Source organism: Tumebacillus algifaecis (assembly GCF_002243515.1).
In the GTDB taxonomy this organism is placed as follows: domain Bacteria; phylum Bacillota; class Bacilli; order Tumebacillales; family Tumebacillaceae; genus Tumebacillus_A; species Tumebacillus_A algifaecis.
In genome coordinates, this window is record NZ_CP022657.1 from 322,241 (window position 1) to 335,930 (window position 13,690).

The 13,690-nt window shown below is 56.7% G+C and carries 12 protein-coding genes and 1 pseudogene; 11 read left to right on the forward strand and 2 right to left on the reverse strand.

All coding sequences use genetic code 11. The features are described 5' to 3' along the window. Positions 1 to 19: 19 nt before the first annotated feature. Positions 20 to 1,168 carry an acyl-CoA dehydrogenase gene (locus CIG75_RS01625; RefSeq protein WP_094235058.1) on the forward strand — a complete coding sequence of 383 codons (1,149 nt, stop codon included), beginning with the start codon at positions 20 to 22 and terminating at the stop codon, positions 1,166 to 1,168. A gap of 1 nt (position 1,169) precedes the next feature. Continuing rightward, positions 1,170 to 2,111 (forward strand): methylmalonyl Co-A mutase-associated GTPase MeaB, encoded by a 942-nt coding sequence (gene meaB / locus CIG75_RS01630; protein WP_094235059.1) that lies wholly within the window; start codon positions 1,170 to 1,172, stop codon positions 2,109 to 2,111. Positions 2,112 to 2,245: 134 nt separating this feature from the next. Here meaB and cmpA read toward each other — a convergent pair whose 3' ends face one another. After that, positions 2,246 to 2,392 (reverse strand): cortex morphogenetic protein CmpA, encoded by a 147-nt coding sequence (gene cmpA, locus CIG75_RS01635; RefSeq protein ID WP_094235060.1) that lies wholly within the window; start codon positions 2,390 to 2,392, stop codon positions 2,246 to 2,248. A 239-nt stretch (positions 2,393 to 2,631) separates the two neighbouring features. Then, positions 2,632 to 3,063, reverse strand: coding sequence for a ComE operon protein 2 (locus CIG75_RS01640; RefSeq protein WP_094235061.1), 432 nt, complete (start codon positions 3,061 to 3,063; stop codon positions 2,632 to 2,634). Between the two features lie 323 nt (positions 3,064 to 3,386). On the opposite strand from CIG75_RS01640, the gene spoIIE reads away from it, so the two are divergent. From spoIIE to CIG75_RS01685, 9 genes and pseudogenes are all read left to right on the forward strand, one after another. Beyond that, on the forward strand, positions 3,387 to 5,921 hold the full coding sequence (gene spoIIE / locus CIG75_RS01645; RefSeq protein ID WP_094235062.1) for a stage II sporulation protein E: 2,535 nt from the start codon (positions 3,387 to 3,389) through the stop codon (positions 5,919 to 5,921). Between the two features lie 376 nt (positions 5,922 to 6,297). Then, positions 6,298 to 7,044, forward strand: a complete 747-nt coding sequence (locus tag CIG75_RS01650; protein WP_094235063.1) for a vWA domain-containing protein — start codon at positions 6,298 to 6,300, stop codon at positions 7,042 to 7,044. After that, on the forward strand, positions 7,016 to 7,954 hold the full coding sequence (locus CIG75_RS01655) for a serine/threonine protein kinase (RefSeq protein ID WP_094235064.1): 939 nt from the start codon (positions 7,016 to 7,018) through the stop codon (positions 7,952 to 7,954). Before CIG75_RS01650 ends, CIG75_RS01655 begins: the two co-directional genes overlap by 29 nt. 73 nt (positions 7,955 to 8,027) lie before the next feature. Beyond that, a pseudogene (locus CIG75_RS21565) lies at positions 8,028 to 8,759 on the forward strand (threonine/serine exporter family protein); the annotation flags it as partial. Positions 8,760 to 8,799: 40 nt separating this feature from the next. Beyond that, complete coding sequence (locus CIG75_RS21570; RefSeq protein ID WP_094235065.1) at positions 8,800 to 9,267, forward strand: threonine/serine exporter family protein; 468 nt, start codon at positions 8,800 to 8,802, stop codon at positions 9,265 to 9,267. Continuing rightward, complete coding sequence (tilS, locus tag CIG75_RS01670; protein ID WP_094235066.1) at positions 9,248 to 10,681, forward strand: tRNA lysidine(34) synthetase TilS; 1,434 nt, start codon at positions 9,248 to 9,250, stop codon at positions 10,679 to 10,681. Before CIG75_RS21570 ends, tilS begins: the two co-directional genes overlap by 20 nt. 24 nt (positions 10,682 to 10,705) lie before the next feature. After that, a complete protein-coding gene (gene hpt / locus CIG75_RS01675; protein WP_094235067.1) occupies positions 10,706 to 11,245 on the forward strand; it encodes a hypoxanthine phosphoribosyltransferase in 540 nt (179 codons plus the stop codon). A gap of 49 nt (positions 11,246 to 11,294) precedes the next feature. Beyond that, positions 11,295 to 13,238, forward strand: coding sequence for an ATP-dependent zinc metalloprotease FtsH (gene ftsH, locus CIG75_RS01680; protein WP_094235068.1), 1,944 nt, complete (start codon positions 11,295 to 11,297; stop codon positions 13,236 to 13,238). A gap of 57 nt (positions 13,239 to 13,295) precedes the next feature. Next, positions 13,296 to 13,658, forward strand: coding sequence for an HD-GYP domain-containing protein (locus CIG75_RS01685; RefSeq protein ID WP_094235069.1), 363 nt, complete (start codon positions 13,296 to 13,298; stop codon positions 13,656 to 13,658). The last annotated feature ends 32 nt before the right edge of the window (positions 13,659 to 13,690 follow it).

The following is a 13,690-nucleotide window of genomic DNA, read 5'->3' on the forward strand; positions in this document are numbered from 1 at the left end:
GAAAGAGAGGAAGCAGAAGATGAACTTTCAACTGACGCAAGATCAATATGAGATCCGCAAGCTGGTGCGCGATTTCGCGCTGAACGAGGTGGCTCCGGGCGCGATGGAGCGCGATGAGAAGGAAGAGTTCTCCCGCGAGATTTTTGACAAGATGGCTGAGATCGGCCTGTGCGGGATTCCGTGGCCGGAAGAGTACGGCGGCGCGGGCATGGACTACGTCTCCTATGTGATCGCGGTGGAAGAGCTGTCCCGCATCGACGCATCGGTCGGCGTGACGCTGTCTGTGCAAACCTCGCTGGCTGGTTGGCCGATCTACAAGTTCGGCAACGAGGAGCAAAAGCAGAAGTACCTGCGCCGTTTGGCAGAAGGCACTTCGATCGGCGCATACGGCTTGACCGAGCCGGGCTCCGGCACCGATGCGGGCGCTATGCGCACGACGGCGGTGGAGAAGGACGATCATTGGGTGCTCAACGGTTCGAAGATCTTTATCACCAATGGCGGCGTGGCCGACATCTATGTCGTCTTTGCTGTGACCGATATGGAAAAGCGCACTCGCGGCGGTATCACCGCGTTCATCGTGGAAGCAGATTTCCCGGGCTTCTCTGTCGGCAAGCATGAAAAGAAGCTGGGCATTCGCTCCTCGACCACGACGGAGATCATTTTTGACAACTGCATCGTGCCGAAGGAAAACATGCTCGGCGCGCTTGGCGAAGGCTTCAAGATCGCGATGATGACGCTCGATGGCGGTCGTAACGGCATCGCGGCACAGGCGCTCGGGATCGCGCAAGGCGCGCTCGATCTGGCGACCGACTATGCACAACAGCGCGAGCAGTTTGGCAAGTCGATCTCCACTTTCCAAGCGATCCAGTTCAAACTGGCCGATATGGCGACCGAAATCGAAGCGGCTCGCCTGCTCACCTACCAAGCGGCGTGGTTGGAGTCGGAAGGTCTTCCGTACGGCAAACAGTCGGCGATGTCGAAAGTGTTTGCGTCCGACGTGGCGATGAAAGTGGCGGTCGAAGCGGTACAAATCTACGGCGGATACGGCTTTACGCGCGAGTATCCGGTCGAGCGCTTCCTGCGCGATGCGAAGATCACGCAGATCTACGAAGGCACCAACGAAGTGCAGCGCATGGTTATCGCACGCCATCTCCTGAAGGAGAAATAGGATGCACGAGCTGGTTCGGCGGATTTTAAGCGGTGACAAGCGCGCTGCAGCCCGTGCCATCACGCATATCGAAAACGATGCGCCGCAAAAGCATGAGATCCTCCGCGACCTGCACCCGCACACGGGAAATGCCTACCTCGTCGGCCTCACCGGGTCGCCGGGGGCGGGCAAAAGCTCGCTGACCGATCGCATCATCACCTATCTGCGCAAAGAAAAGGAGATGAAAGTCGGCGTGATCGCCGTCGATCCGACCTCGCCGTTTACCGGTGGGGCGATCTTGGGCGATCGCGTGCGGATGGGCACACACGCCCTCGACCCTGACGTGTTCATCCGCTCGATGGGCACGCGAGGTTCGCTTGGGGGGCTGGCACGGACGACGCAGGAGGCGCTGCGCGTGCTCGACGCGTGGGGCTGTGAAGTGATCCTGATCGAAACGGTCGGCGTGGGGCAGAGCGAACTCGACATCATGAATGTGGCCGACTCGACCGTCGTCGTGCTCAATCCGTCGGCGGGCGACCACATCCAGACGATGAAGGCGGGCATCATGGAGATCGCAGACCTGTTTGTGATCAACAAAGCAGATCTGCCCGGTACGGACAAGACGGACCGAGAAGTCAGCAACATGCTCGATTTGATGGGCCATGTGCCGTGGCGTCCGCCTGTGACGCGCACCATCTCGCGTGACAACAAGGGGATTCCCGAGTTTTGGGAGAAGGTGCAGGAGCACGAAGCGTACCTGCGCTCCTCCGGCGTTTGGGAACAGCGTCGCCATAAGCGTCGTCAGGACGAAGTGCTGGCGATCATCGAAGGGCAGATGACCCGTCGCGTGAAGGAACTGATGCACGGCGATGCGTCGTGGAGCAACAAGATCGCTCAGGTGGAACAAGGTGCGGTCGATCCGTATTCGGTTGCCGATGAGATGATCGGGAAGTTGTTGAAATAATAGGGAAGACCCTCGGTTCAGGACCGAGGGTCTTTTTGCATCGTCGCTCCGCCGGGCAACAGCGAGGGTTTGGTGTTCCATCTGCCATGTGTGCGCTCTGTTGTCGCAGGTGCTGTTCATGCTTGAGGTGGCAGTCACTCCGCATCTCCATGAGCCGTGCCCGCTTCCTCGTGGCGGAGTGTGTTTTGGTATTTATAAAAAACGCGGTTGAGCATTCTGATCGATCGCTTGTCTTTTTCCCGAAATGCTCGGGATAGTTGGTTCCGAAGCCAACTTGGCACTCGTCCCTCCCCCTTGTGAAAAGATTTTGCTTCTAGGCTATGCGAGGGGGACTGGAAAGGTGCCCAGTTGCTTGTTGGCAATTGAATCGAGCGAGCGGAGCGAAACTGGCACAGCAAGACCGATTTGCGTCAGGGAATGCATTTGCTCAGATCGCACGGTCTGGGGAGACAAAAACAGACGTTGGCGCTTAGCTCCAACGTCTGTTCGATACTTCTGCTCGAGCTGCTTTCATCCGAGACTACTCTGCTTGCGGGACGATCTGCTCAATCGCCACACCAGCCCGCTGCAACAGTTCGACCGCATACTCGTCGATCCGATACCCTTCGGTGTAGTAGATCTCCTTTATACCCGCCTGAATGATCTGCTTCGAGCAGAGCAGGCATGGAAAATGAGTCACGTAAATCGAAGCGTCTGCTGTCGAGACGCCAAATTTGGCACATTGCAAGATGGCGTTCGATTCGGCGTGGATCGTGCGGATGCAATGGCCGTTTACGACATGACAGCCGACATCGTGGCAGTGCACATCGCCTGCGACGCTGCCGTTGTAGCCGGTGGAGATGATCCGTTTGTCGCGCACGATCACCGCCCCGACATGCAGGCGGTCACAGGTGGCGCGGGTGGCGACCATCTTGGCTTGGTCCATAAAATATTCGTTCCACGGTTTGCGCATCGCGGTGCCCTCCCAGTTTTCAACTTTCATGTCTATTCTACATCCCGAGAAAATAGGTGTCGAACAGAAGATTAGTTTCCGACATTTCGACGAACTGTTCGACGGAAGCCCCCTTTTTCACGACGAATGTACGTTCTCTCTTGCAATCATGGGCGGTAGACTCGGCTTGCTTCCCGCTCGATTCACGGACATACGTTCGCGAAGAGGAGCCCCGATAGCTGTCGGAATTTTCTTTGTTAGCGGTGCGGCGTTTTGACAAACATCGCTGATGATCCATGCTATCCTGAGACCATTCAAATCAGGAGACGGGATGGTGGACGAGCATGTGGAAACGGATGTGGGAAGGACGCCTGGCGTTTGGGGGCGGGGGTCAGGCCGAGGCGGAGCAGGCGCTCGGGAGGATCGCCTCCCGGTGGCAGCGTCTGCAAGGCCGAGTCGGAGCGGTGGTCAACCGCGGGACGCTGGTGCTGGTGATCATGGCCTTTTTCCTCGGGCGTGCGATGATACTGGGAGAACTCGCCCCCTTCTCGATCGCGTTCTACGCTGTGATCTTGCGGCTGAAACGGTCGGCTGCCAAGCCGGTGCTGCTCTCGCTGATCGCAGGCTCGCTGACAGCTCAAGGCATCTTCTCGATCTGGCCGATGCTGGTGACCGCCTTGCTCTTTTACCGGGTGATCTACGGGATGTTGACCAAGAAGAAGGCGCTGACCTTGAACATGGTGCCATTTGTCGTCTTCCTCGTCGATGCGGGGGTGCGAATGGCAGCCAACGCAGCGGTGAGTGACACGACGACCTACTCGTTGATGATGGCGCTGGTCGAAGGGTTTCTCGCGATGGTGCTGACCCTGATCTTCATCCAGTCCCTGCCGATCTTCACTTTCCAGCGCGGTGTCAAAGCGTTGCGCAACGAAGAGATCGTTTGCCTGGTGATCATGCTCGCTTCCGTACTGACCGGGTTCCACCATCTGACGGTGGCCGGGTTGTCGTTTGAAAATATATTCTCGCGCTACCTGATCATGCTGTTCGCACTGATCGGCGGGGCGGGGGTTGCCGCTGGGGTCGGGGTGGTGACCGGAATCATTTTGACGATGGCAAACATGTTGGCAGCTACGCAGATCGGGCTGCTCGCATTCTCCGGCTTGCTCGCAGGTCTGCTTCGCGATATGAGAAAGATGGGAGTCGGGATCGGCTTTGTGCTGGGGACGGCGATTCTGACCGTCTATGTCAACGATGTGGCTACGGTGATCGCAGCGCTTCAAGAGTCGGCGGTGGCGTTCTTGCTGCTGCTTTGCACACCGAAGAGCTTTATCGATCAGGTGTCGCGCTATGTGCCGGGGACGCATCAGCATTCCTTATCCCAGCAGGATTATACGAGGCGGGTTCGCGATCTGATGGCGACGCGAATTCGCGAGGTGTCGAGCGTGTTTGACGAATTGTCCCACACGTTCGCACAGATTTCCAGCGCGAAGGTCAAGCCGCTCGATGAGGTGATGAACAAAACGATCGATGTGGTCGCCAATGAAGTGTGTGCCGATTGTTTCAAGCGGTCGCAATGCTGGGAGAAAAATTTCTATGGCACGTATCGCGCGCTGTTCGATACGGCGACTTTGATCGATCTGGAGGGAGGGGTCAAACGCGCCAATCTGCCACCGGAGCTGAAAAAGTTCTGTGTGCGCACCGAGCAGATCCTGCCTGCGATGCACCGGGCGGTGGAGCTGACGAAACGGGACATGCAGTGGCAGTACCAACTGGCAGACAGCCGGAACATGGTGGCCGCACAGCTGGCCGGGATCGGAACGATCATGAGTGATCTCGCGCAGGAGATTCGCAAGGAAAACAACGTGTCGGTCGATCATGAAGAACATATCGTAGCTGCCTTGGAACATCTCGGGCTGTCGATTCGCTCGGTTGAGATCGTGTCGCTTGCGGAAGGGAAAGTGGAGATCGAAGTCACTTCCGCCGGAGCCGCATCGGCAGAAGAAGGGGAGAAGCTGATCGCGCCGCTGTTGTCCGAAATCATCGGCGAAAACATCATCGTGTCGCGAAAACGCGTGTGGGAGGATGAGAACAGCGTGACGATGACGCTGTCCTCGGCGAAGATTTACCAGATTGAGACGGGTGTGGCCAGCGCGGCGAAGGAGGGTCGCCTGCATTGCGGGGATTCGTTTACCACCTTGGACGTGGGGAATGGAAAATTCGCCGTGGCGGTCAGCGACGGGATGGGTAATGGCGAGCGGGCGATGCAAGAGTCGAGCGCGGCGATTCGGCTGTTGCAGCAGTTGTTAAAAGCAGGCTTTGAGGAGCAGATGGCGATCAAAACGGTCAATTCTGTGCTTCTCCTACGCTCGAAAGATGAGATTTTTACGACGATGGATCTGGCTTTGATCGATATGTTCACAGCCAAGACCGAGTTTTTGAAAATCGGCTCAGCCCCGTCCTTTATCAAGAGGGGGCAACGCGTTTTGTCGATCGAAGGGGAGAATGTGCCGATCGGAATCTTGCAAGACATTGACATCCAGACGGTCGAAGAAGAGTTGAAGGAAGGCGACTTCTTGATCCTGATGTCGGACGGTATATTCGATGCGCCGAAGCACACCGACGACAAGGAAGGCTGGCTGAAAAAGCGAATCGAGGAATTTGAATCGAACGATCCGCAGGAGATCGCCGACATGCTGGTCGAACTGGCGGTGCGGATCAACCACGGCAAAATTATTGATGACATGACCGTGTTGGTCGCAAAAGTGGAAAAATACAAGCCGGAGTGGGCGACGATCCGCTTGCCGGGCGTGCAAAAGCTGAAGCGGAACAAAACGGCAGGTGCGGAAAAAGGAACGGAGAAGCTGGTGCCGATGAATTGACTGTGACATCGGATCGGGACGTGGAAGGGGTCGGCAAGGCGTATGCTTTTCGAGAAAGGGCGCTCCTATGGAGTGCCCTTTCGTGCTATGTGCTATGTGCTATGTGCTATGTGCTATGTGCTATGTGCTATGTGCTATGTGCTATGTGCTATGTGATGGTGGGTGGGCGTGCAGTCGAGCACCTGTGGATTAGGCGATCGGTACGGGGAAGTGGAAGTTGACAGCGGCGTCTCCAGAGCGCCGACTGATCGGGGGTGGCAATGGATCGACACACATTTTCTGAAGATAACGATAGTATCTTGTACGGTGATGATTAGACCGCTTCGGGAACGGCAAAGATGGTACGTAACATGTTCTTTGGAGAGGTGGAACTCATATGTGGCAAAAGATGAAGATGAAGCAGATTTTGTTGATTACCGACGGGTGTTCGAACAAAGGAAGCGACCCGGTGCAGGCAGCCCGCATGGCGCATGGCCAGGGAATTGCGGTCAATGTGATCGGCATCGTCGATGGCGGTGATCTGGGCTCAGCTGGGCGGATCGAAGCTGCGGAGATCGCCGAAGCGGGCGGTGGGCTGTCGCGAATTGTGGAAGCGAAGCAATTGGCGATGACGATGCATATGATGACAAAGCACACGGTGCAGATGACGATTCAGCAGGTGGTCAACAAAGAGCTGAAGCAACTCCTTGGCACCGACGCAGAAGGTCTGCCGCCAGAAAAGCGCACCGAGGTGGCGGAGATGGTTGATCGCATGGGCGATGAAGCGTTGTTGCAACTGGTTCTGCTAATCGACACGTCCGCTTCGATGCACGACAAACTGCCCACGGTGCGCGAGGCGATTCGCGACCTGCAGATCGGTCTCGACGTGAGGAAAGGCGCGCATCAGGTGGCGATCCTCTCGTTCCCCGGCTCCTCGAAAGAAGATGTGTGCGTGCTGGCCGACTTCAGCGCCGCACCCAATCTGAACAAGCTTTCCAACGACCTGCGCGCCCAAGGTGGCACGCCGACCGGACCTGCGATCGAGCGCGCTTTGCAACTGTTCGCTGGGAACGCCAAGCCCGATCTGACTCCCTACCGTGAAGAGGACGACCGCGATGGCGACATGGCAGCCTACGTCATCTAAGCCGCTGTTTTGCAGTGGAGAAGTGGTAAGAGGCGTCTGGAACAAGCGGAGCTACCTCGTCGAAGGGTTGCTCGGTCGCGGGGCCAACGGCGAAGTGTACCGCGTGCGCAAAACGAACGGAGAACGGCTGGCGCTAAAAGTGTCGCCTCAGTCGAGTGACATCGCGCTGGAACATAAAATATTGCAACAGCTGCAAGGGGCGGCCCGGGGCATCGACCTCGGGCCGCTCGTCTTTGACTTGGATGATGTGAGCACGCCGCGGGGCAAGGCGTTCTTTTACGTGATGGAACAGGTGCATGGCACGGCGTTACCCCCATTTTTGAAAAAAAGGGGTCGGCACTGGACGAGCGTCCTGATGCTCCAACTGTGTACCTATCTGGAGCAGATGCATCAGCTCGGCTTCTGTTTTGGCGACTTGAAGGTGGAGAACTGTCTGGTCGATGAGCAGCGCGGACGTCTGCGCTTGGTCGATTTTGGTGGGGTGACGCCGTTTGGGCGCGGGGTGAAGGAGTACACCGAATGGTACGACCGGGCCTGGTGGGGGCAGGGCAGCCGCCGCGCGGAGGAGTCTTACGATGTGTTCGCGCTGTCGATGATGGTCGTGGCCCTGCTCGCTCCCGACCTGCGCCACAAGTTGGCCGCACTGACAGTGCCCAATTTCTCATTGTTGATGCAGAGCGTGGCGGCCGACCCACGTTTTGGCCCGTGGCGCAAGGCGCTGCAGTCTGTGTGGAGCGGGCGGACGAAGACGGTGGCGCGCTTTCGGGAACTGCTGTTGCCGATGGTCAATGCGAGCGTACAGCATGAAAAACGGGAGAAGAGGGACAATCCGTCCCACGATTGGAGCGATGTGCTGTTGTTCGGCTCGGCTGCCGTGCTCATCGGCGTCGTTTGCCTGATCTTTTTGTAGTGGGACGGAAGGAAACTACGACCCGAACGCGAACTCTGTGAAAACGATTTTTAAGGGAACAGGTGAACACGCGATGAGCATAAGTTTAGAAACGGCGTTAGACCTGTGCCTGCGGGCCGGGAATATCATGTTGAGGTGTGGGGCTGAGACTTCGCGGGTCGAAGATACGATCAAGCGGCTCGGCAGTGCGTACGGAGTCGATCAGGTGCAGAGCTTCGTCACGCCGACCGGAATTTTTATCTCGGTCGAGATCGAAGGGGAGACCACGCGCACCGGCATCCTGCGCATCACCGGGTCGTCGAGTATCAATCTGACCAAAGTCCACAAGGTCAACTCGATCTCGCGCCTGTATGCACAGGGCCAAGTCAGCATAGAAGAAGTGTTTGCCACCTTAGACGAAATCGAACGGACACCGTTTACGTATCGCCTGCGCTATCAGCATCTGGCTTCGGCATTCGCTTCGGGTGCTTTTGCCGTCTTGTTCGGTGGGAGTTGGCCGGAATTTGTGGTCGGTGCTTTTTGTGGCTGGATCTCACATTTTGTGTTGGGCATGCTCGGAGAGCGGATGCCCAATTTTCTCTGCGTTTTCTTCGCCGCCTTCGCGGGCGTATCGCTCGCGGTGATCGGGATCGAGCTATCGGTCGCCACCAAATTTGAAGCGACGATCATCGGGTCGGTGATCCCGCTCGTCCCCGGTGTGGCGGTGACCAACGCCGTGCGCGACCTGATGTCGGGGGAGTTGATCTCCGGCGTGGCGCGGGCGGCCGAAGCGTTTCTGATCGCGTTTGCGATCGCAGCTGCTGTCGCCGTCGTGCTGGCGATTCGCGTACACGGGGGGTGTTCTGATGGAAATCGAACGGAGCGTGCTACAAGTGTTGCTCTTGGTGGGCGTCGCGTTCTCAGCGACCGTCTGCTATGCGGTGCTCTATCAGATCCCCAAACAGGCGCTGCTCTTGGTCGGCTGCGTCGGGCTTGGCGCATGGCTCGTCCAATACATCTCGCTACAACTCTGGACGTCGCCTGTCTTTGCCGCACTGTTAGGCGGGGTGTTCGTCGGGGGGGCCAGCGAAAAGCTGGCTCGCATGATGCGGATGCCCGTCACGGTGTTTGTCGTCGGCGGGATCGTACCGCTCGTCCCCGGCTCATCGGCGATGGCGACGATGCGGGAATTTGTGATGGGCAATTATCTGGAGGGGTTGTCGCGCGGGACGCTGACGATGTTGATCGCCTCGGCGATCTCGGCAGGTCTCGTGCTGGCCGGTTCGTTGTTGCGTCAAGATAGGAGGGGGAAGCGTGCTCGGAAAAGTCAGTGATGCGGCCTTAGAACACGCGCTCTTGGCAAAAGGGGATCGGGTGCTCGTCGCCGTCTCGGGCGGTGTGGACTCCTGTGTGCTGCTCGACGTCCTGGTCAAGTTGCAAGCGCGGTGGGAGCTCGACCTCGCCGTCGTCCATGTCGATCACGGGCTGCGCGGGGAAGCGTCGGCAAGCGATGCCGATTTTGTTCGCAAGCGGGCCGCGCACTATGGGCTGCCCTGCTACGTAGGCGCGTTCGATGTCGGTGCGTATGCAAGTGCGCACAAACTCTCGATCCAGGCGGCAGCAAGGGAGGTGCGCTACGCCTATTTTAAAGAAATCGCGCAACAGACAGGGCGCACCAAGCTCGTCACCGCGCACCATGCGGACGATCAGGCCGAGACGGTGCTGATGCGTATCCTGCGCGGCACTGCGACCCGTGGTTTGACAGGCATCCCGATCAAACGGACGGAGACGGGGTATGAAGTCGTGCGGCCGATGCTGGCGATTTGGCGCGAAGAGATCGAACAATACGCAAAAAAGCAGGAAATCACGTATCGAGAAGACGCATCGAATGCATCATTAAAATACGTTCGTAATAAGATACGATTACAGCTTTTCCCCGAACTTCAGCGCGACTACAACTCAGGGGTAAAATCGGCGCTGCTCAATCTGTCCCGATTGGCAGGCGAAGATGAGCGCTATTTGGAGGAGTTGGCACAGCAGCGGTTTGCCGAAGCGGTGACGACGAGGGGAACGGCGCTTCTTGAAGTCAATTGTGAACATTTTGTTGTAAGTCCCCTTCCTTTACAACGACGGGTAATTACACTAATATTATATTATCTGTGCGGACATACCATAGTGTGGGAGCAAGTACATATCGAAAACATCCGCTCCCTCTTGACGGGCGCTTCGCCCAGTGCCCGCTTGTCCCTGCCTGGCGGGGTGCAAGTGCGGCGTGAATACAACCGCGCATTTGTAAGCGTTACAGATTCCGGTGAGACGGACAAGAAGACCGCCCCGCCCGCACGAGTCGTGCTGGGTCAAGAGCTTTTGACAGGTGCGTTGCACTTACCCGTTGAACTGCACGGTTTTGACCATCGTTTGCAGGCCGAAGTGACACAAGGTGTGCCGCCTCGTCCGACCGACGCCTGGGAAGCCCAATTCGACGCTGATGAATTGTCCGGTTCTTGCATATACATACGTTCATGGGAAACGGGCGACCGTTTTCATCCCATCGGAATGCAAGGCACCAGGCTGATCAGCGATGTATTTGTTGATGCAAAGGTGCCAATACATAAGCGCATGACGTGGCCGCTACTTTGTATCGACAGCGAGATCGCATGGGTGGTAGGCATCCGTCGCGGAAGCCAGGCGAAAGTCACGAACAAGACGCGAAAGACGCTCGTCCTTCGGGCGCTGCGGCTCTCTTAATTTTTCAGGGGGGTACACGAACCTATGCATACAGATGTGCAAGAGATCCTCTTTACCGAAGAAGAAGTTTCCGCTAAAGTGCGTGAACTCGGTGAGCAGATCACCCGCGATTATCAGGGACAGAATCTGCTCGTCATCGGCATCTTAAAAGGCGCTGCGATGTTCATGGGCGACTTGGTCAAACGGATCGGCATGTTGGTGGAGATGGACTTTATGGCCGTTTCGAGCTATGGCAAGTCCTCCGAATCTTCAGGAGTTGTGCGGATCATCAAGGACCTCGACAAGAGCATCGAAGACCGTCACGTCTTAATCGTGGAAGACATCATCGACACGGGACTTACCCTGCATTATTTGAAAAACCTTTTGCAACAGCGCAACGCAGCTTCGGTAAAAGTTGTCTCTTTGCTCGACAAGCCGGAGCGTCGCAAAGTTGAGATTTCCCCGGACTATCTCGGATTCTCTGTACCCGACCACTTTATCGTAGGGTACGGTCTTGATTTTGCGGAACGCTACCGCAACCTCCCTTATATTGGGGTGTTGAAACCGGAAGTTTATCAATCCTAAACGCGATTCGGGCGAAAGAGGTACCTGAGGTGCCGAGAGGAGGTAAGGAATGAACAGATTTTTCCGCAATGCCGGTTTTTATTTGCTGATCTTCCTGATCACCGTGGGGATTGTAAACTTCATCACAGGTGAGAAGCAGGAAAAGCTGGAAATTACGTATGACAAGTTCATTCAAAAAGTGGAACAAGGCAACATCAAGGAGCTGACTGTCACCAGTGAAGGGCTTACCTTGAGACTCACCGGCAAGATGGCTGGCGAGCAGGGGGCGACTGAAGAGTTTATCACCCGTGCCTTGTTTAGCGAAGAGTTCTCGCAGCAGTTGAACCAAGAATTGAAGACGGCCAACGTCAAGATCAACGAACCGCAAAAAGAGTCGATCTGGTTTACCTTCCTCACGTCGATCGTACCTTTCATCGTGATCTTCATCCTGTTCTTCTTCCTGATGAACCAAGCGCAAGGCGGCGGTTCGAAAGTGATGAACTTTGGCAAGAGCCGTGCCAAACTCTACAACGAAGAGAAGAAGAAAGTCACCTTCGACGATGTCGCAGGTGCGGACGAAGAGAAAAACGAGCTGGTCGAAGTGGTCGATTTCTTGAAAGACCCGCGCAAGTTTGCAGCGCTCGGCGCACGCATTCCAAAAGGCGTGCTGCTCAACGGGCCGCCCGGCACCGGTAAAACGTTGCTGGCGCGCGCAGTAGCAGGCGAAGCGGGCGTTCCGTTCTTCTCGATCTCCGGTTCCGACTTCGTGGAAATGTTTGTCGGTGTCGGTGCATCGCGTGTGCGCGACCTGTTTGAAACGGCGAAGAAAAACGCGCCGTGTATCATCTTTATCGACGAGATCGACGCAGTCGGTCGTCACCGCGGCGCAGGGCTTGGCGGCGGTCACGATGAACGCGAGCAGACGCTCAACCAATTGCTTGTCGAAATGGACGGCTTCGGCGCGAACGAAGGCATCATCATCATCGCGGCGACCAACCGCCCGGACATTCTCGACCCGGCACTGTTGCGTCCGGGACGTTTCGACCGTCAGATCACCGTCAACCGTCCGGACGTCAAAGGCCGTGAAGCGATCCTGAATGTCCATGCGCGCAACAAGCCGATCTCGGACGGCATTCCGCTTGGCGCCATCGCCAAGCGCACGCCGGGATTCACCGGTGCGGATCTCGAAAACGTGCTCAACGAAGCGGCGCTGCTCGCAGCCCGCAAGAATAAAAAGCTGATCGAAACGGAGGAAGTGGAAGAAGCGATCGACCGCGTCATCGCAGGCCCTGAGAAAAAGAGCCGCGTGATGTCCGAACACGAACGCAAGCTGGTCGCCTTCCACGAGGCAGGTCACGCTGTTGTCGGATACCACCTCGAACATGCGGATGAGGTGCACAAGGTGACAATCGTGCCCCGCGGCATGGCGGGCGGTTACACGGTGATGATCCCGCGAGAAGACCGTTTCTTCATGACTCGCTCCGAAATGTACGATAAGATTTCTGGACTGCTCGGCGGCCGCGTTGCCGAAGAGATCGTCCTCGATGAGATCTCGACTGGTGCGCACAACGACCTGGAGCGCGTCACCGATATCGCGCGTCGCATGATCACCGAGTACGGGATGAGCGACAAGCTTGGCAATCTGCAATACGGTCACCGTCAAGGCGGCAACGTATTCTTGGGCCGCGACATCTCGCACGACCAGAACTACTCCGATACGGTGGCGCTTGAGATCGACCAAGAGATGCGCAGCATCGTCGATCAATGCTACAACCGCACCAAAGAGGTGTTGACCACGCACCGTGATCAACTCGATCTGCTGGCCACCGTCCTGCTCGAAAAGGAAACGATCGACAAAGAAACGATCGACGCCCTGATGGAGACGGGCAAGTTGCCAGACGGTTCCGTTCCTGGCATCAAGGTCAACATCGCCTCCTCTGGACCTGATTTAGAAAAGGCGGAAGTGGAAGCGCCGGAGTCTGAACAGCAGGATGATGAGAATAAAGAGCAGTAAAACTGGAGACTTTAGAAAAAACACCTGTCGCTCCTTCGACAGGTGTTTTTTTGGAAGATGAGCACGGCCACTTATGAATTGCATCGCTGCATAACATCACGACAGGCACTCGACTCGCGCCAAGAGGCACTGCATTTTGTTTACAGCACGTTGCAAAGCGTCATGGAAGCGGAGCAACACCCGCGCCTCTTTTATCAAGACCTGAACGGACGCAACATCCGCCAGCTTTTTGATACGGTGCTTCAGGAGATGAAAAGCAAGCTTGGCTTACTGCTTTGCGCTTCCACAATGTATGCCAGCGATGGCTTTCTCTACCATCACTCGGTCAACGTCGCTTTGGTCGCGCTGGCGATTCGGCATCGAATACGGCTTGCCAGAACAGCAGTTGCTCGACCTTGGGGTCGGCACTCTGCTTCATGATATCGGGAAATTATGCCTGCCCAAGCAACTGC